This is a genomic window from Neobacillus niacini, assembly GCF_023715415.1.
GTDB classification, from domain to species: Bacteria; Bacillota; Bacilli; order Bacillales; family Cytobacillaceae; genus Neobacillus; species Neobacillus niacini_C.
On the sequence record NZ_JAMBOB010000009.1, the window covers coordinates 1 to 18,566 of the forward strand.

An 18,566-nucleotide genomic window follows, 5' to 3' on the forward strand; every position below is an offset into this window, starting at 1 on the left:
AGAAGAGAGATTCATTTATATGGTTGTCTGTCAGTTGCTTATGGTATTTTTTTGAAATTTAATGCGTGAGGTGTATTTCCTATACGCAAAAATCGAAATTTCTTACTTGACATAGTACGCTGTCACCACTCGGAGTTTGTCAGGATAACAGAAGTTTATAGATGGGAAATTGGTTTTCAGAAAACTAAGAAACAATGAGAACAGCGCCTTTTTTGAATAGATTTAATTCATATAAAAAACAATATAAATAGGAGGAATTCATCTTGAGTAAAAAGAGTGGATTATTGTCATGAGTACACTTGATTGGGTTAACCAAGGTTGCTTAGAAAAGGAATGTAGAATTCTAAAAAGGGAAAGATAGGAGGGGTTTTGATGGGATTTTTATCAAGACTATTTGGAAGTTCAGCCGAAAAGGAGATTGATATCATGACAAACGAAAAATTAAAAATTGGGATTATTTTAGGAAGCACTCGTCAAGGACGTGTTAGTCCGCAAGTTGGAGAATGGGTAAAAGGGATTGCTGATAAGCGTGGAGATGCTGATTATGAAATCGTTGATATCGCAGATTACAATCTGCCATTTTTAGGAACAACTGATGGTTCAGAAGGTGGTCCTTGGAATGAAAAGCTCGCCAGCCTAGATGGTTTTGTTTTTATTGTTCAGGAATACAACCATAGCATAACAGGTGCTTTGAAAAATGCCCTCGATTTTGCTAGAGAGAATTGGTACAACAAGTCCGCAGGAATCGTAAGTTATGGTTCAACTGGAGGCGCTCGTGCCGCAGAACATTTACGTGGAATCTGCGCAGAATTAAAAATTGCAGATGTACGGACACATCCAACCTTATCCTTATTTACTGATTTTGAAAATATGAGTGAATTTAAACCAGCTGAACTTCACCTTAATAACGTTAATGCTATGCTAGAAGAAGTAGTTGCTTGGGGTGGTGCATTAAAAACTTTGCGTTAATCCATTGTAAATAAGTCGAATTTAAGAGGGATAGGTTCCATTACTATCAAAAAAATTTAAAATGGATTATTAAATGGCTATCAAATGCATCTACACATTGATAGCCGATTTTTTTGTACATAGAAATATTGGTCATTTTCATGGTACAAAAGCGAATCATGGAACAGATTTTGAACCTGAATATATTGCACTTTACGTGCAAGTTGGAAAAGCATACGGGGGTTTATTATTTTATCATTTGCGGTTGACTTATGGAGAAGATGATATATAATAAAATTATCTTTAATTCGAGATATTGTAATTCGAAATATGATGATTTGAGAAAAAGGGAAGCCAATTTGATATCAATCAAACTGACTAAAAACATTAAGGAGTGGTAATAATGCTAACTTTATATATATCACCTAGTTGTGCTTCATGCCGAAAGGCAAAAGCTTGGTTTGATGAACATCATATTCCTTACAAAGAAAGAAATATCCTTTCTGAAAAGCTTACATTAGATGAGATTAAGAATATCCTTCATTTTACAGAAGAGGGAACAGATGAAATTATCTCAACTAAGTCCAAAGCATTTCAGAAGTTAAATATAAATATCGATTCTCTTTCTCTTAGAGAATTATATACAATTATCGAAGAAAATCCTGGGCTATTAAGAAGACCCTTGATTCTTGATGAAAAAAGATTACAAGTTGGGTTTCATGAAGAAGAGATACGAAGCTTCTTGCCGCGTAATATGCGTGTATTCCAACTAGATGAAGTTTATAACTTAATGGAAGAAGTACATTAAATTCTATGGTAGGAAGAGATGCTGGTGAAATATTTTTTTAAATAAATATCTCGAAATCGAGATAAAATAATATAAACAATTAATAGACATCATAATTTAAAAAGGAGTGTGTAATAAAATGAGTAAGAAAACAATGGGTATTCATCATATTACTGCTATTGTAGGTCATCCACAGGAGAATGTTGATTTTTATGCAGGCATTTTAGGATTGCGCTTAGTAAAACAAACGGTAAACTTTGATGACCCTGGCACGTATCACCTTTATTTCGGCGATGAAGGTGGGAAACCTGGAACCATCATTACATTTTTCCCTTGGGCTGGAGCTCGTCAGGGTACAATCGGTGGCGGCCAAGTAGGAGTTACCTCATATGTTGTTCCTAAGGGTGCCATGGGATTTTGGGAAAATAGATTAGAAACGTTCAAAGTACCTTTCACTAAAATGGAACGATTCGGCGAGCAATATTTGGAATTCGATGATCCACACGGTCTTCACCTTGAAATTGTTGAAAGGGAAGAAGGCGAAGTGAATAATTGGAACTTTAGCGGGGTAACACCCAATGTAGCCATCAAAGGATTTGGCGGAGCCACACTATTATCAACACAGCCTAATAAAACAGCCGATTTGTTAGAAAAAGTTATGGGACTTGAATTCGTAGGAAAAGAAGGAGATTTCACCCGTTACCGTTCCTCAAGCGATATCGGAAATGTCATTGACCTAAAATTATCGTCGATTGTGCGCGGAAGAATGGGTGTGGGAACCGTACATCACATCGCTTGGCGTGCTAGTGATGACCAAGATCAATTGGAATGGCAAAAGTATGTGGCAGCCAATGGTTATGGTGTCACTCCAGTACAGGATCGAAATTACTTTAATGCAATTTATTTTAGAGAACATGGGGAAATCTTATTTGAAATTGCTACGGATCCTCCAGGCTTTGCCCATGATGAATCCGTAGCGACAATGGGTGAAAAATTAATGCTGCCTGCACAATATGAACCACATAGAGAACAAATTGAACGAGGGTTACTGCCTTACAAAGTTAGAGAATTAGACTAATTATACGAAAAGGAGTGAAGTCATTGCTTTCAATCGATCCAGCTTCATTGTCTGAAAGAGAAAATTATAAATTTCTAATCGGCAGTATTATTCCTAGACCGATAGCTTTTGTTACCACGCTTTCGAAGGATGGAATTTTAAATGGTGCACCTTTTAGTTACTTTACTATTGTTTCGTCGAACCCCCCGATGATTTCGTTATCGATACAACGTTCAGCTGGGAGACAAAAGGATACTGTTAGAAATATCATTGAGTCAAAGCAATTTGTGGTCCACATTGTTGACGAAAACAACGTTGAAAAAATAAATAAGACGGCTGCTAGTCTTCCTCCAGATCAAAGTGAAGTTGAGTTAGCAAATTTAACACCAGTTGATAGTGTAAAGATTTCTGTACCAGGTGTAAAAGAAGCTAAAATTCGATTGGAATGCCTTTTAGAGCATTCCATTGAATTGGGCGGTTCAGATTCACCAGGATGTGATCATTTCATTGGGAGAATTGTTCATTTTCATATTGAAAGCAACATTTATGAAAAAGGAAGAATTGATTCTAGGGGATTAGCAGCAGTGAGCCGATTGGCTGGGAATAATTACGCAAAAATCGGTGAGATTTTTGAAATAGAAAGACCTAAATAAACTATGTGACCACTTTGATGAAATTCTTATTTGGTATTGGTCACAAGGCACTTGAAAATTCATAAATTAACTATATTACACAATATAAATATAATTAGTCTGAGGGGATTATCATTCCACAGACTTTTTTATTAGCTATTTTATATAAAACAGGAAATAACTACTATGGACAGGAATACTAGATTAATATATTATTAATTCGAGATATATGATTTAAAAATAATGATATTAAATATAAAAAGGAGATTTAAATATAATGAATGTATTAGTTGTTAAAGCAAACAATCGTCCAGCTTCAGAGGCTGTATCAAGTAAAATGTATGAAACTTTTATGGAGAACTTAGAAGGTGCGAATGTCACAACTTTCGATGTTTTCGCTGAAGATATGCCTTATTTCGGCCAAGATTTATTTAACGCTTTCGGTAAAGTAGAATCAGGTGAAGAAATGACGGATTTAGAAAAACGACTTCTTGCTGCAAAGCAAAAAGCAATGGATGCTCTTACAGCAGCTGATTTGGTTGTATTCGCATTCCCATTATGGAACTTAACAATCCCAGCACCATTACAAACATTCATTGATTATGTATACCAAGCTGGTTTTACATTTAAATACGATGAAAATGGTCAAGCAGTACAATTAATGACACACAAAAAAGCGATTATCCTAAGTGCACGCGGCGGCGTTTACTCAACACCGGAAGCAGCACCAATGGAAATGTCCGCAACTTATATTAAAAATGTGGTTGGCGGTGTATTCGGTATGGAAATCATTGACGAAGTTATTATTGAAGGTCATGCTGCAATGCCAACTCAAGCTGAAACGATTATTGCTGAAGGTTTAGAAAAAGTAAAACAAGCAGCAAAGAAATTATCACCAGTAGCTGTCTAATAGTGAAGAAACAAAGAGAAAGGCGCTTGGATATATTCCAGCGCCTTTCTTTTTATCTTCTACGCAAAGTGTCGATTAATATTTTGACATGTTTTGATAAGGGCAGAAACCAGCTTTTCCTCATTCCCATAAAATCGTGTAGATGGGAGCGGAATGGAGATGGCACTCCGATTTTCCATTCGATCTACTACAACAGCCCCAACTGCACATACTCCTTCAATATGCTCTTCTCTTGAAAAAGAAACCCCCTCTTTACGGACCACGTCTAACTCCTTCATTAGTTCATCCCGATTTGTAATGGTTTTATCCGTATACCGTTTAAGCTGTTCCGGTAGAAGGTTTTCAACCTCCGTTATGGGCAGTGAAGCAAGTATTGCTTTTCCGTTTGCTGTGCAATGCAATGGAAAAGAGGCACCAGGCTGTGATGTTGCTTGCAGGGGATGTGCCGCAATGATTTGATCAACAAACAGAACCTTACCGTTATCTAATATTGAAAGGTCGACTGTTTCATTAATCATAGTAGAAAGCTGGATTAAAAATGGTCGCAATTCTTCCCTTAAATCAGTATGTACAGCCCCAGCAAGCCTCGCAATCTCAGGGCCAAGGCGAAAGCCGCTGTTAGTAGAAGCTGCTGTAACTAGGTTTTCTTGCTCTAATGCAGCTACTATTCGTTGGACCGTTGACCGAGCCAGGTCTACTTCATTTGAAATCTGTGAAAGGCTTAATCCTTTTGGATGCTCTCTAAGCGTCCGTAGTATTTTAGCGGCACGCGTAATAACTTGGATACCAGATGTTTTATTTTGATTTTGATCAATGTCGTTCAAGATTATCCTCCATCCTTTAACCAATCATTTATATAAAGTTTTAATCATAAAATTTCTATTGTGAGTAAATACAGGCAAGCCTTACATCTCTTTATAATAACAAAAATTTGAAGAAAGAATAATTGACAGGTTCTTTTATTATAAATTATACTATAATTAACCACGATACGATACAACTGTATCGCATTATGGTTATTACTTGCAATTATGCCTTTGTAAAACATAAGGATATTAATAGATGTTTCCGAAAATAATAAGCTAGTTTGAGGGAGACGGTTGAAATGAAAAAGGAATTCGGGTTTGCGATTGTCGGAGCAGGCCTTATTAGTACCACTCATTTTGAGCAAATTTCAGCAATTGAGGGAGCAAAAGTAGTTGCTGTATATTCCCGAAAGGAAGAAAAGGCAAAATCACTTGCGGAAAAGGCAGGTGCAGATTGGTATACAGATTATCAAGAAATGCTAAAGAGAAAAGAGATAGATATTGTATCGATTATTACTCCAAGCGGCACGCATGCTGACATGGCGATAGAGGCTGCAAGGGCAGGAAAGCATGTAATTGTTGAAAAACCAATGGATATCTCTCTTGAGAAGGCACAGCAAATGATTGATGTATGCCGCGAAAATCATGTGAAATTAAGTATTATTTCTCAACACCGGTTTGATCCACCAGCTGTGAAAATTAAAGGAGAGATAGATTCAGGACGATTTGGGAAAATGGTATTAGGGCAAGCTGCAGTGAATTGGTATCGCCCTCAAAGCTACTTTGATAATAGTAAATGGCGAGGGACAATAGAAATGGATGGGGGCGGTGTATTAATTAATCAGGCTATTCATACCATCGATTTGTTTCAGTACTTCATGGGAGAGGTCGAAAGTGTTTTTGCACATACGGCAATATTAGCTCATGAAAGAATTGAAGTGGAGGATGTGGCTGTTGCCACAGTGAAATTTAAAAATGGCGGATTAGGAACCATTGTAGCTACTACAGCCGCATATCCAGGTCTGTCTGCACGCATAGAGCTTATCGGAACCACTGGAACAGCAGTGATTGAGAATGATCAATTAATGAAGCATTATCTACGAAATCCAACTAATGAGAGTGAAGCTATCAACTTAGCTGTTCATCATGGGGGAGATCACAATCATGCGTCTGTTAACCCAGCAGCACTTGATGGTACATCGCATCGCTTACAGTTTATCGATATGATAAATGCCATTCAAGAAGATAGAGAACCGCTTGTGAATGGGGAAGAAGGTTTAAAACCACTAAAAATCATATTAGCTATTTATCAATCTGCACGGACAGGTCAACCTATAAAAATAGCCGATCTTTAACAGATAATAGAGCTTGCTGAAGCCGTAATGGAAACCTCCGCTTGCAGGAGCTTATGGACATATCGCAAATTTGATTCAGAGCAATGGTGATTAAAATAAAAATACAGAAAGACCTCTCCATAAATTAGTAACGGGTTTACTTGTGAGGTGCAAAACGTTAAATCGCAGACCTAATCAAATAGCAAATCACATAAATTTCACAGTAAAATCCACAGTATAAATGCACAATCAAAAATGCTTAGAAATGAAAATTTCTCTAAGCCTTTTTGAATTTTCTTTTTTTCACTAAACCACCCTTTTAGTTTAAGTGTTCTACTTCACAAACTTGATTTACATTTAATTCCGAAATACTAAATCGGCTTGTTTTTTTGGAAATTCAGTCTCCAAATAATACTCTTCTGCTTTCCAATATCTGTTTCTAAATTTTTCAATATTATTCTGTGTAACATCACTCTCACGATTAAATCTTTTTTCTCTCGGACAATCCAAATAAATCATATAATCGTAAAAACTTCTCCACTCTCTTCGTTGTAGGAATACTCCTTCTATAATAATAAGACAAGTATCTGGTACTTTAACTACCAAGAGATTTTGTGTATCTGAGTGATTATCATAAGTTAGCAAGTTAAGTTCTTTATCCGTCTTTATTGGTTTGAACAAATTATCTTTTAACCACTCTACATCCCATTGTAAATGATAATATTCATACCACTCTTCATAAGCAGTGTTGTAACGTCTTTTTCTCTCAACAATGTAGTCGTCTATATGAAAAATGTAAACTAAAACGTTTTTTTCTTGAAGAAACCGTTTAACTTTTTTTACAAATGTTGTTTTCCCAGAACGACTTAATCCGTCTATTCCAAGAACAAGTCTTTGACCTTTTTTAACTTTTGGAATTTTTTTAAATATATTAAGTATTTTATCTTCCAAGCCAATCCACCTCTCTAATTTAACTTCGATTAATGTTAACATCCTTATTTAACTGCACCTTCAACAAGAAAAAAGTTCTGCGATTAGCTTTATCGTCTGAACTTAAGCATTTGTTGGTTAAACAAGAAAAGTCGTTATTGTTCATTTTCCCTTCCTTCTCTTTCCCAATTTTCAGTTGTTCTTTTGAAATTTGTTTCACTCAAAGATACCCATACATCCCATATAAACGGTCCTTCGCCGTCTATTACAGGTATTTCAATACGCTGGTATAAAAAATATTGATTAGGCCCAAGGATTTGTATTTGATATGGATCCTCTTTTGTTTCAAATTTCAAAATGGATAAGTTTCCAAGCTTTTCAGAGAACTGTCTTCGACTGATAAACCCTATAGCAATAATGGATACATTCCCTGTTAAATACCGCTCGACTAGTCCATTGGTACTTCCACTAAAACCTATACAAATGGTCCTTCCAAAGAATAAGATAATTTATTAGTAATAAAGGAAGGAAGATAAATTTATGGGCATTATTAAAGCAAAGCCATCAGCTTTTAGAGCTATTAATATTACTGTAACGCAAGATGTTACTGCGGACGTACCTGTAATCCCAGTACAGTACCCAACTGAAATATTTGATTTAAACGATGAATATGACCCTCTTACATCTACTTTTACTCCCAAACAAGATGGAGTATATTTAGTTATTGCTAGCGTTAATTTTAACCCCCCTACAGTTGATGGTGTAATTATTCCTACAAATTATAGAGTCCTAACACTTATTCGGGTAAACGGAATTCCTGTAGTGTCTGATAACGATTTTTTTGGAGAAATACCCATAGGTGCAGTGTCTAGTGTTTCCGCTATTCTTCCACTACAAGCTGGAGATTCAGTAAATGTCGCTACTTCAGTTTCAACGGATGGGACAATTATACCTAATCCATTTGCACCGCCAACTCACTTTGAAGCAGCAAGATTCCCTTCTCCGCTAGGTCTTATGGGTTTATCAATTAGTAACACTTCTAATGCAAGTTTTAATTCAAGTAGTTTGTAAGGGAAACTGTATGTCATTGTACTGGAGTGTAAAATAGTTACAATTAGCTGCTATATCTGGCAGCTTACTTTTTGTCCAAACGGTGGGCTACAGGGTAACTTTTTAGAGATTTTCCAATTTACTACTTTTGAATTCCGATTTTTGGGTTCAATAAATTTCACCATATTACCCCTTAATTAATATATATAAAATCAACCAAAATAGAAGCCGTTTTATCATAGGAAATATTAATGGTACAGAAGTTTCTGTACCATTAATATATGGTTGCCTAAAATATGGTATAAAATGAGCTGATTTATTACTTAAACGTTGATATAACAACAAAAGTCAAAGAGTCAGATTCAATGTTGAAATCAGACTCTAAATGTTTATATATTTGCCGTTTTGCACCCCAAAACAGAACCCGTTACCTTTTTACCTGCCTTTTCCTATTTTTAAGATATGAATTACAGCTAAATCAATATGTTAGAATCAAATAATACTGATGAAGCCAATAAGCCAATTTTCACAGGTGAATGGGTATACAATAGTTATTTATTGTCATGGTAATTACATATTTTTATACTAGATTTAACATCATTGTGATACAGTTGTATTGCAATTCGGTTAAATGTAAAGTGGGAGAGCATTTACTTGAAAAGGTGGGATTACCATTGATTAAAGGGATTAATCACAAAGCATTTCATGTTGTAGATATGGAACGCTCATTGGATTTTTACTGCAGTAAGCTTGGTTTTAAGAAAGCGTTTGAACTGAATTATCCAAATGGTGAACCGTGGATTGTCTATGTAAAAGTGGCGGATGGGTGTTTCATTGAACTGTTCTACGGAGGTACTGAGGGGATAAAGAACAGAGCGGATCATATCTGTTTCGAGGTCGATGATATCCATGAAACGGCGGATCAATTGAAGAAAAAGGGAGTTTCTTTAGCCACCGAAATTACTCAAGGCAGGGCTTTGAACTACCAATTCTGGGTAGTAGATCCTGATGGTAATTGGCTCGAATTCATGGAAATGAATCCCGAATCCCTACATATGAAAAGCTAATAAAAAAGCCCTAATTCGGTTTAAAATCACGCCATCAAAAAGAGATTGGCGTGATTTTTTAAACCCATTTGATTTAGTTGTTATCATTTGCATATCCAATTATTAAAAAATAGTATTATAGAAGGTGTTCTTGATAATATTCTCGAATCCCTAAATAGAATAAAAGGAATCACGAGGTAACCCGGATGTTTGATTTAATTGAAAATGAAGAGAATAAACGAATTCATCAACAAAAACTTTAAATGAATTATTAGGAGTATAATTATGGAAATTAACTATCGTTTAACAGAAGAGGATTATCTGAAATTTAATATGTTTCATATAAATAATTCCGATTCGGCAAATAAGTCGTTGAAAACACAAAGGTTTGCGACTCCATTTGTTTATATCATTTTTGCATACATATTTGCGAATATTGCCGACATCCCATTTTTATATGCTTTGATCCCATTCCTAATTGTCGGAATACTATGGGTTATTTTTTACCCAAAGTATTTCCAAACTCGTATCCTTAGTCAGACTAAGAAAATGATAAGGGAAGGGAAAAATGAGGGACTGCTAGGGGAACATACAATGACATTGAGTGAAGATGGGATTGTGGACAGTAATCCAAAAGGTGAAACCAAGGTGAATTGGTCTGGTATCATTAAGTTGACAGAGGATGATTCAAATCTTTACCTCTATAATAGTTCAGTAAGTGCCTACATCATCCCCAAAAGAGAGGTAAATGATTTAGAGGGGCTAAGGAATTTTATGAAAACAAAATTAACGCATCTAGAAATCAATTAGTATTTTCCACGGACAGCAATCTTATTCGATTGCTGTTTCTTTTATTACTGAATTTTTAGAAAAAATAGATAATAGTGATTAGATTCACTTTGCTAGTTTTCAAATGTTGGTAAACTTTGGTTAAAAGTTTACTGATAGGAGGAAATTATTATTAAACTAGTAGCTATAATTTCAGTTGTGCTCACGTATATACTAATTGTATTCGGAGGATATGTTGCTTCTTCGGAATCGGGGATGGGATGTGGACCAGAGTGGCCTTTATGTAATGGAGCGGTTATTCCTGTTTTGGAAAATGAGACACTGATAGAATTTGCACACAGGTTCATAGGACTTCTTCTTGCGATTTTAGTAGTGACACTATTTTTACTGATTAAACGAAATAAGAGTAATAACATACTCCAATCTGCGGGAAATTGGCTAATAAGTTTACTAACTTTACAGATATTAGCGGGGGCAGTAGTTGTGGTGTTGGACTTGCCGACAATTGTTATTACTGTTCATCTACTTGTAGCCATGTTGTTCATGCTGGTCCTATTATGGATATATCGAACTGAATCTCTTACTCGAATGGAAACGATAGTACGCGACACCAAGAGAGTGAAAATAATATTTCAGTTAAATGTATTGTTGAGCCTGCTTTTATTAACCATGGGATTTGGTGCATTTATCAAGCACGAATATTTTGGTCTGGCCTGTGATTGGCTGGATTGTAGAGAAACACCGCTGCCTGTAACAGCACCTGAAATCCTTCAAACTGGGCACCGTGGATTGGCGGTCATTTCTGCAGCATATACTATATTTCTACTATTTAAGTCTTATCTGAATAATTGGGGACAGGGATTGAAGAAGCGGTTACTCCTTGCTGCTGCTGTGGTAGTAATCCAGATATTAAGTGGCATCTTCACAATCATAACCAATATTAGCATCCCATGGGCTGTTGTCCACCTGGCAATTGGTACAGCTTTGTTTATGATAATTGCAGATACAAGACTAATAATGGGATTAACGATTACTAGGATTACTAGAAATACCTGGAGAGGCGATAAAGGACAACCTATTAACAAGTTATAGTCTAAAAGTTTTTCTGAAAAAATAGTAATAGGTACAAAAGAAGCTTTTAGGATAAGGTTAACTTATTCTTGGCTTCTTTTTTTTGAAAAAATATATGAAGAAAACAATAAAATTGACAAAGGTGTTATAAATTATTTAAACTCAAGTTAACCATATTACGATACACATGTACCGCATCGTGGTCAAAAGTTCATTGAATTGTTGTATATGAAAATTTCTAAGCAAGGTTTTTTATACATCTAAAAATTAGAAGTGGATAGATATGTGGTTTTGTTAGAATCGGAAACGTGGCTATTGCAAGTACAAAATAACAGTATGGAAAACTTTGGACAATATACTTTATTGTTTTTAAAATAGGGGGGCATAGGGGTGAATACAACGAAATTATGGACAAAAGATTTTATTATCATGTCCGTTTCTACATTTTTTGGGGGTTTGACCTTTTATTTATTAATAACGACTTTAACCGTTTATGCGATTGAAGAATTTAACGCTTCACAAAGCATGGCGGGTCTTGCATCTAGTATCTTTGTAGTAGGTGCACTAGTTTCACGTATTTTTGCTGGAAAATATATTGAGATTATTGGACGTAAAAAGATGCTTTATGGTGGACTATTTTTATTTTTGATTATGATGTTGTTATATTTTATTGTAGGAAACATGAACATATTATTATTTATTCGTTTTATTCATGGAGCAGCGTTTGGGTTGTTTACCACCGTTATAGCAACAGTTATTACGGATATTATTCCGTATGAACGTCGAGGAGAAGGAATAAGCTATTTTTCATTAAGTATCACTCTTGCAATGGCAGTGGGCCCCTTCCTAGGTCTTTATATCAGCCAACAAGGAAGTTTTACGATAATATTTGCAGCTTGTACACTTTTCTCTCTCATAAGCACGATTATCGTATTATTTGTGCATATCCCTGAAGGACACCTCACAAAAGAACAGCTTGATGCGATGAAAGGCTTTAAGTTGAAAGATTTTTTCGAAATAAAGGCTGTTCCTATTTCTATCATTATAGCAATTATGGGTTTTGCTTACTCAGGTATCCTGTCATTTATGACTTCCTATGCAAAAGAAATTAATTTAATGGAGGCGGCAAGTTTCTTCTTTATTATATATGCTGTCTTCATCCTGATTTCAAGACCATTTACTGGACGGCTATTAGATAAAAGAGGGGATAACATTGTGATATATCCATCGTTACTATTATTTGTAATCGGATTGGTCATTCTTAGCCAAGCCAACCAAGGATTCATACTCCTTTTAGCAGGAGCGCTTATAGGCCTTGGATATGGAACAATGAATTCTTGCTGTCAAGCTATTGCCATAAAGGAATCACCACGACACCGAGTGGGGCTTGCAACCTCAACTTTTTTCGTGTTTATGGATTCTGGAGTAGGAGTTGGTCCTTTTCTATTAGGATTTATCATTCCTATAGTTGGTTTTCGGGGGTTGTATTTTACCTTGGCAGTGGTCGTATTTGCGAGCATCTTTTTATACTATGTACTACATGGAAAAAAGAAACGTACAGAAAACAATATCCTACAGGCGAGCTAGTATTAGACGTTTTTTGAAAATAAAATTAACCCATTTTTTTTACCTTCTATAAGAGATATTTACAAAATATTGCAAAAAGACCAAACGTGTGTATGTTGGTCTTTTTGCAATCATTTTTTCATTTCACGTTCAAGTCTTGCAATTTTCTGTTGAATTTTTGTTAAATTTTCTTCGGTATCACGAATTTGGTGTAGAACTTTGATTTCTTGTTGTTTCATCATTTCTAGTCGTTGAGGGAGGGTATCTTCCCCAGTCATTGACCAATCTACAAACTGTTTAATGTCCTTGATTGGCATACCGGTATTTTTTAAACATAAAATAATTTCCAGAAATTTAAGTGCATCCTCGTCAAAAACTCTATCTCCTTTTTCAGTTCTTTTAAGAAAAGGAAACAGTCCTTGATTATCATAGTAGCGTAACTGAGAAATGGATAAATGATTTATTTTTGCAACTTGTCCAATCGTATAGTTCATAATATTCCGCTCATTCTCTTACCAAGGAATAATCCCGTTTATATTAAGAATTTTTCCATTATAATTTGTTTCGCTTAAAGCATAATTAACAATGATTTCTGCACCTTCCGCAGTTGTTTTGCCTCCTTGCGCATTGCCATTAAGGTCAGTAGTGGTAAAACCAGGTGTAACCCCGAAAATTTCAGGACCATTAGTACCAAATTCTTTACCAAATGATAATGTTAAAGCATTTGCAGCAGTTTTTGATGAATTATAGCCTAATACGTTTAGATGACCAGCTTCACCATTGTCAAACATCGTTTGCGAAGCCATATCTGTAGTGACGTTTATAATTTTCCCATCCTGAGATTTTTTGACTAGCGGTAAAAATGTTTGGATCATCTGAAATGTTCCAAAGAAATTAACATCAAATTCTTGACGAAGGGTTTCTATACTTAATTCACTAGGCAAAATTCCGAAATCGAGTGCAATCCCGGCGTTATTTATTAACAAATCTAAGTGATCCGTTACTTCAAGGATTTTATTTTTCGAATGTTGAATGGATTGTGTATCTGAAATATCAACTTGAACAAATGAAACATTCGAAAAGCCTAAAGATTGTACAGCTTTTTGTCCGAGTTCTTCATTGCGGGCTCCTAAAAATACGTGATAATTTTTCTCTGCTAATTGACGGACAATCTCATACCCAATCCCTTTATTAGCACCTGTTACAAAAGCAAATTTTGTCATATTTTAACTCCTCCAATATTTTATTTTGATTCGATACAATTAAAAAGATACAACCTAAACCTAAGTTGAGGTCAAGGTGTTTTTTTAGGGAACGATAAAATCTCCTAAAAGAGGATTCCAGGCTTGATTAAGCTCATGCTGATATCCCATAATTTCCGGGCAGAATCGTGGTCATTTGCAGCTTCAGTAGTTTCTGTTTCTTTACAATTAACAAAGAATTTACCGCTAACGCCAAGAACGTCAGGGGAGGAAGCAAGATAGACTGGTGTAACCGTACCTTTTTTCGGATTAGCTGAGAACGTTTTGAATATTGTCCGCAGGATCCAAGGCATGTCATGCATAAGATTAGAGCGGATAATCCCTGGATGCAGGCTGTTAACGGTAACAAACTTTCCATCAAGCTTCTTTGAAAATTCCTTAGTAAATAAAATTAAACCTAATTTAGTAGGACCTACTGCTCTGAAAAAAGCATAATTTTGTTTGGTCATAAGGTCATCAAAGTTCATTTTTATTCCGTCGTGCTTGGAGGATACATTAATAATTCTTCCTTCACCACTTGCTTCAAGCGACTCCAGTAAGAGGTGGGAAAGGATAAAATGAGATAAATAGTTTGTGGCAAACGTGGTTTCAATTCCATCTTCCGTTTCAGAACGTTTTGCTAAAAAGACTGCTGCATTATTGATTAAAACATCTAACTTGTTATACTTTTTCTTAAAATGATCCGCTGCTTGTTTGACTGAACGCTGAGATGATAAATCAGAAAGAAGGAGATCTACTTCGGTATTACCTGTTTCTTCAATAATATTTTGAATCGCCTTTTTGCCTCGTTCCTCATTTCTGCATAATAGAACAATTGTTGCTCCTTTTTTAGCTAATTCTATGGCTGTTGCTTTACCAATCCCTGAGTTGCCGCCAGTAATTAAGCAAATTTTCCCCTTCATCGATTTCTCCCCTTCTCTAAGCAATATCTATTATTTTTTTTCAATCATTCCGTATGTTTTTCCATGGATAGCATTTAAAACAGATTCAGATGCAAGAAAATCATGGGGGAATCCCAGGTCAATTTTGCTAGCTTCATTTAATTGGGTAAGATGTGTTTCTGAAAGACGGAAAGCCAAACTTCCAAGATTGTCTTTCATTTGTTCTTCTCGTTTTGCACCAATTAGCGGAATGACGATACCAGCTTGTTGACGGGCCCAGTTTATTGCAACTTGGGCAGGGGAAACGGCTAGTTCTTTTGCGATTTCTTCCACAACGGCAGCAATAGCACGGTTGCGTTCATTTAAACGTGCACTTTGAGGAGATAATCTCCCTTTTTCAGCTGCAGGATTACTGTATTTTCCCGTTAGTGCACCGCCAGCCATTGGTGCCCATGCCGTAACCCCAATATCTAAAGCGCGTGCCATTGGTAATAAATCTCTTTCTGGAGTCCGCTGCAACAAATTGTACTCCACTTGCAAACCGATAAACGGTGTCCAACCACGGAGTGTGGCAAGCATGTTGGCTTGTGAAACAATCCAAGCTGGGGTATCCGAGACTCCAACATAAAGGATTTTTCCGGAACGAACTAAATCGTCAAGTCCACGCATCACTTCTTCGACCGGTGTCATGAAATCCCAAGCATGAAGCCAAAGTAAATCAATATAATCTGTCTGAAGCTGTTTTAGGCTCTTTTCAACGGATTGAACGAGGTTTTTTCGATGGTTGCCGCCGCCGTTTGGATCGTGTGGACGAGTGTTAAGTGTATATTTAGTCGCCACGACAAACTGTTCACGCTTTTCACGAATAAACTCCCCAACATATTTTTCACTTGTACCATTCGTATAATTGACAGCCGTATCAATAAAATTCCCACCGACTTCAACGAAAGCATTGAAGATTTTTTTGCTTTCTTCCTTAGAAGCGCCAAATCCCCAATCTTCCCCAAACGTCATTGTACCTAAAGCTAATTCTGATACTCGTAAGCCGCTTCTTCCTAACAATTTATAATTCATTACAAGACCTCTTTTCTAATAGTTATTTTTCAGATGACATACCAGCTCTTCAGCATTTTCGAGGACTTGTTCGTTCGTTAAGAATCGCACTCCCTGTTGCGTAAAAGTGGGCAAGAACCGCATTCCGGTCAAGTTGGCTGTTGCCTGAAATGGTTTGGTTAACTCGCTTATGCTGAAGTGATTGAATCCGCCAGCTTGATAAGCTTCTTTAGGTCCGCCTGTTGAAATTACTAACATAAACTCTTTGCCGCGCAATTTCGTTCCTTCTGACCCATAAGCCCAACCGTAAGTAAGGACTAAATCTTGCCATTGTTTTAATAAAGCGGGTGAACTGTACCAGTAGAATGGGAATTGAAAAACGATACGATCATGCTCCAATAGAAGCTGCTGTTCTTTTTTCACATCAATCTCATACGTTGGGTAATGTGCATATAGATTATGGACCGTAACATTATCTTCTTGTTGAAGACGGTTCATCCACGTTCTATTTACCTTCGATTGTTCCAAGTTTGGATGGGCTACAATAACTAATGTTTTCATATTGATCACCTTTCAATTGTTTATATTTTAATTGGCTTCGATTAAGGAAGGTTGAAGAACGTGATTTACATATGCTTTTGCATTTTCTTCAAGTTGTTCATCTGTGACATGCATAACTCCATTCAGCACAAATAACTGCATAAAACGGGTACCAATGAGGTTGCTTGTTTGTTGTAAAGGAGTTGTTAAAGTCTCCATGGTAAAATGATTATAGCCATTAGGCTGATAGGAATCTTCTGGTCCAAAGGTTGAAATCGCAACACCTAGTTCTTTACCGTGAAGCTTGTCGCCGCCTTCGCCATAAGCCCAGCCGTAGGAGAGCACTTCATCCTGCCATTGTTTTAATAAAGAAGGCGTGCTGTACCAGTAGAATGGAAATTGAAGAATAATACGGTCATGTGATTCTAATAAACTTTGTTCGTGTGGTATGTTTATTTTCCCGTCTGGATACGTTTGGTAAAGAGTATGAATCGTAATTTCTTCGTGTTTTTTCAATTCCTGCATCCAAGTGCGGTTAATTCGAGATTGTTCCAAATTAGGATGGGTGATAATTACAAGAGTTTTCATTAATAAGGCTCCTTTTGTCTAGTTATATATTTGGTTTTACTTATTGTTTCATTGGGAGAATTTTTACATTTGTACATACAAATGTAATAGTAAAAAATTTTACTTTTCTTCAAATATAATTTCTGTTTCAGTTTGATTTTCATACATACTATAAAATGTATTCGCAATATTTTCAGGTGAGAAATAGGTTCCTTCTAGTACAAACCCTTTAATCGTTAATGTTCCAACATAAATTCCTTTAGGGCTCAATTCTTGGTGCAAGCTGTATGCTAAATTGCGAATACCTGCTTTCCCAATCGCTAATGAAGCATAGTCAGCATATGGATGAAGAGCTAATCCGCCACCGGTTAACAAAATGGTTCCATTTTTCATATAGGGAATCACTTCTTTTACACTAATAAGAGCACCAGCTACACTAATTTTAAAATCTTCTACTAATTGATCATCACTTAATGTTGTTGGTTTGCCTGTTCTTCCTGAAGCAGCATTATATAAAAGTACATCAATTTTCCCATAGGTTTTAATTACCGTCTCAATGGCTGTTTTTAAAGTTTCCACTGAAGAGACATCCCCTGGAAATCCTTTAGCTTCAATCCCATCATTTTTAAGTTCATTCTCATATTTCTGTAATGACTCCATATTGCGGGAAATCAAGGCGACAGTAAATCCTTCTATTCCGAATTTCCTAGCTGTATTTAAGCTAATCCCAGGCCCAGTACCGACAATTAGCAATATTTTTTCTGCCATAATTAAGCCTCCTGGATATTTGTATATACAAATGAATGGATAAAAAAATTACAATTCTCTTTCTAACTTATTGCTCGCTTCATGAAGAGTTTTACTTAAATCTTTACTGAACTCGTGTCCTAAGATTTCGGAATAGCTGTTAAACAATTCTTTTAAAGAAACCCGAAACTGCAGGTACACCTTTTCTCCTTCTTCAGTTAAAGAGATCAGTGTTTGTTTTCCATCCATTTTTCTGGTGACAAGGTTTAATTTTTCAAGTTTATCAATAAACCTTGTACTAGTGGAAGGTGCAATAGATAACTTATGACATAGTTCCTTTTGTGTGATTTTCGGATGGAACTTCACAATCATTATCATGTAAAGATAGGAAGGAGCAAGGTCACCAAAATCAAATGTCTTTTCAGTTAATTTTGTAATGTTACGAGCAAACCGGCTGGCTGTAAAGTAAAGACAATGTATTAATACTTGTTCTTCTTCATTATTCATATAATCAATCCTTTTCTTCATTTGCATATACAAATTAACACGAAATTACGTTAAGGTCAACTAAGTCATATTTTAAAAACATA

23 protein-coding genes are annotated in these 18,566 nt (G+C 35.9%); 12 read left to right on the forward strand and 11 right to left on the reverse strand.

Annotated elements, in window-relative coordinates:
* Positions 1 to 372: 372 nt before the first annotated feature.
* The 6 genes from M3189_RS20095 (at position 373) to M3189_RS20120 (ending at position 4,334) form a co-directional block, all read left to right on the forward strand.
* The gene (locus tag M3189_RS20095; protein WP_251637121.1) at positions 373 to 969 is read left to right on the forward strand and encodes an NADPH-dependent FMN reductase; all 597 of its coding nucleotides are present in this window, start codon (positions 373 to 375) and stop codon (positions 967 to 969) included.
* A gap of 73 nt (positions 970 to 1,042) precedes the next feature.
* Positions 1,043 to 1,240: a hypothetical protein gene (locus M3189_RS20100; protein ID WP_251637123.1), complete on the forward strand. Its 198-nt coding sequence runs from the start codon at positions 1,043 to 1,045 to the stop codon at positions 1,238 to 1,240.
* 111 nt (positions 1,241 to 1,351) lie between these two features.
* Positions 1,352 to 1,756 (forward strand): transcriptional regulator SpxA, encoded by a 405-nt coding sequence (gene spxA / locus M3189_RS20105; RefSeq protein WP_251637125.1) that lies wholly within the window; start codon positions 1,352 to 1,354, stop codon positions 1,754 to 1,756.
* Positions 1,757 to 1,874: 118 nt separating this feature from the next.
* Positions 1,875 to 2,813, forward strand: coding sequence for a ring-cleaving dioxygenase (locus M3189_RS20110; RefSeq protein ID WP_251637127.1), 939 nt, complete (start codon positions 1,875 to 1,877; stop codon positions 2,811 to 2,813).
* Positions 2,814 to 2,836: 23 nt separating this feature from the next.
* Positions 2,837 to 3,445: a flavin reductase family protein gene (locus M3189_RS20115; RefSeq protein ID WP_251637129.1), complete on the forward strand. Its 609-nt coding sequence runs from the start codon at positions 2,837 to 2,839 to the stop codon at positions 3,443 to 3,445.
* Positions 3,446 to 3,701: 256 nt separating this feature from the next.
* A complete protein-coding gene (locus M3189_RS20120) occupies positions 3,702 to 4,334 on the forward strand; it encodes an FMN-dependent NADH-azoreductase (protein ID WP_251637131.1) in 633 nt (210 codons plus the stop codon).
* A gap of 59 nt (positions 4,335 to 4,393) precedes the next feature.
* Here M3189_RS20120 and M3189_RS20125 read toward each other — a convergent pair whose 3' ends face one another.
* The gene (locus M3189_RS20125) at positions 4,394 to 5,158 is read right to left on the reverse strand and encodes an IclR family transcriptional regulator (RefSeq protein ID WP_251637133.1); all 765 of its coding nucleotides are present in this window, start codon (positions 5,156 to 5,158) and stop codon (positions 4,394 to 4,396) included.
* Between the two features lie 281 nt (positions 5,159 to 5,439).
* On the opposite strand from M3189_RS20125, the gene M3189_RS20130 reads away from it, so the two are divergent.
* Entirely contained in the window at positions 5,440 to 6,495 is a 1,056-nt protein-coding gene (locus M3189_RS20130) for a Gfo/Idh/MocA family protein (RefSeq protein ID WP_251637135.1), read from the forward strand.
* 336 nt (positions 6,496 to 6,831) lie between these two features.
* Here the strand turns inward: M3189_RS20130 and M3189_RS20135 are convergent, their stop codons facing one another.
* Positions 6,832 to 7,425 carry a kinase gene (locus M3189_RS20135; protein ID WP_435368109.1) on the reverse strand — a complete coding sequence of 198 codons (594 nt, stop codon included), beginning with the start codon at positions 7,423 to 7,425 and terminating at the stop codon, positions 6,832 to 6,834.
* A gap of 134 nt (positions 7,426 to 7,559) precedes the next feature.
* Entirely contained in the window at positions 7,560 to 7,760 is a 201-nt protein-coding gene (locus M3189_RS20140) for a DUF2199 domain-containing protein (protein WP_251637139.1), read from the reverse strand.
* Between the two features lie 184 nt (positions 7,761 to 7,944).
* On the opposite strand from M3189_RS20140, the gene M3189_RS20145 reads away from it, so the two are divergent.
* The 5 genes from M3189_RS20145 (at position 7,945) to M3189_RS20165 (ending at position 12,947) form a co-directional block, all read left to right on the forward strand.
* Positions 7,945 to 8,475, forward strand: a complete 531-nt coding sequence (locus M3189_RS20145; protein WP_251637141.1) for a hypothetical protein — start codon at positions 7,945 to 7,947, stop codon at positions 8,473 to 8,475.
* 653 nt (positions 8,476 to 9,128) lie between these two features.
* Entirely contained in the window at positions 9,129 to 9,521 is a 393-nt protein-coding gene (locus tag M3189_RS20150) for a VOC family protein (RefSeq protein WP_251637143.1), read from the forward strand.
* Between the two features lie 264 nt (positions 9,522 to 9,785).
* Positions 9,786 to 10,310, forward strand: coding sequence for a YcxB family protein (locus M3189_RS20155; protein ID WP_251637144.1), 525 nt, complete (start codon positions 9,786 to 9,788; stop codon positions 10,308 to 10,310).
* Positions 10,311 to 10,478: 168 nt separating this feature from the next.
* Complete coding sequence (locus tag M3189_RS20160; protein ID WP_353057465.1) at positions 10,479 to 11,381, forward strand: COX15/CtaA family protein; 903 nt, start codon at positions 10,479 to 10,481, stop codon at positions 11,379 to 11,381.
* 369 nt (positions 11,382 to 11,750) lie between these two features.
* Positions 11,751 to 12,947 carry an MFS transporter gene (locus M3189_RS20165; RefSeq protein ID WP_251637148.1) on the forward strand — a complete coding sequence of 399 codons (1,197 nt, stop codon included), beginning with the start codon at positions 11,751 to 11,753 and terminating at the stop codon, positions 12,945 to 12,947.
* A 110-nt stretch (positions 12,948 to 13,057) separates the two neighbouring features.
* Here M3189_RS20165 and M3189_RS20170 read toward each other — a convergent pair whose 3' ends face one another.
* The 8 genes from M3189_RS20170 to M3189_RS20205 all read right to left on the reverse strand — a co-directional run bounded on the left by M3189_RS20170 (position 13,058) and on the right by M3189_RS20205 (position 18,483).
* Entirely contained in the window at positions 13,058 to 13,420 is a 363-nt protein-coding gene (locus M3189_RS20170) for a MerR family transcriptional regulator (protein ID WP_251637150.1), read from the reverse strand.
* A gap of 18 nt (positions 13,421 to 13,438) precedes the next feature.
* Complete coding sequence (locus M3189_RS20175) at positions 13,439 to 14,149, reverse strand: SDR family NAD(P)-dependent oxidoreductase (protein WP_251637159.1); 711 nt, start codon at positions 14,147 to 14,149, stop codon at positions 13,439 to 13,441.
* Positions 14,150 to 14,253: 104 nt separating this feature from the next.
* Positions 14,254 to 15,090 (reverse strand): SDR family oxidoreductase, encoded by an 837-nt coding sequence (locus M3189_RS20180; RefSeq protein WP_251637160.1) that lies wholly within the window; start codon positions 15,088 to 15,090, stop codon positions 14,254 to 14,256.
* A 30-nt stretch (positions 15,091 to 15,120) separates the two neighbouring features.
* Positions 15,121 to 16,143 (reverse strand): aldo/keto reductase, encoded by a 1,023-nt coding sequence (locus M3189_RS20185; protein WP_251637162.1) that lies wholly within the window; start codon positions 16,141 to 16,143, stop codon positions 15,121 to 15,123.
* 15 nt (positions 16,144 to 16,158) lie between these two features.
* Entirely contained in the window at positions 16,159 to 16,683 is a 525-nt protein-coding gene (locus M3189_RS20190) for an NAD(P)H-dependent oxidoreductase (RefSeq protein ID WP_251637163.1), read from the reverse strand.
* A gap of 27 nt (positions 16,684 to 16,710) precedes the next feature.
* Positions 16,711 to 17,250, reverse strand: a complete 540-nt coding sequence (locus M3189_RS20195) for an NAD(P)H-dependent oxidoreductase (protein WP_251637165.1) — start codon at positions 17,248 to 17,250, stop codon at positions 16,711 to 16,713.
* A 99-nt stretch (positions 17,251 to 17,349) separates the two neighbouring features.
* On the reverse strand, positions 17,350 to 17,997 hold the full coding sequence (locus M3189_RS20200) for an SDR family NAD(P)-dependent oxidoreductase (RefSeq protein ID WP_251637167.1): 648 nt from the start codon (positions 17,995 to 17,997) through the stop codon (positions 17,350 to 17,352).
* A gap of 48 nt (positions 17,998 to 18,045) precedes the next feature.
* Positions 18,046 to 18,483: a MarR family winged helix-turn-helix transcriptional regulator gene (locus M3189_RS20205; RefSeq protein WP_251637169.1), complete on the reverse strand. Its 438-nt coding sequence runs from the start codon at positions 18,481 to 18,483 to the stop codon at positions 18,046 to 18,048.
* Between the last annotated feature and the right edge of the window lie 83 nt (positions 18,484 to 18,566).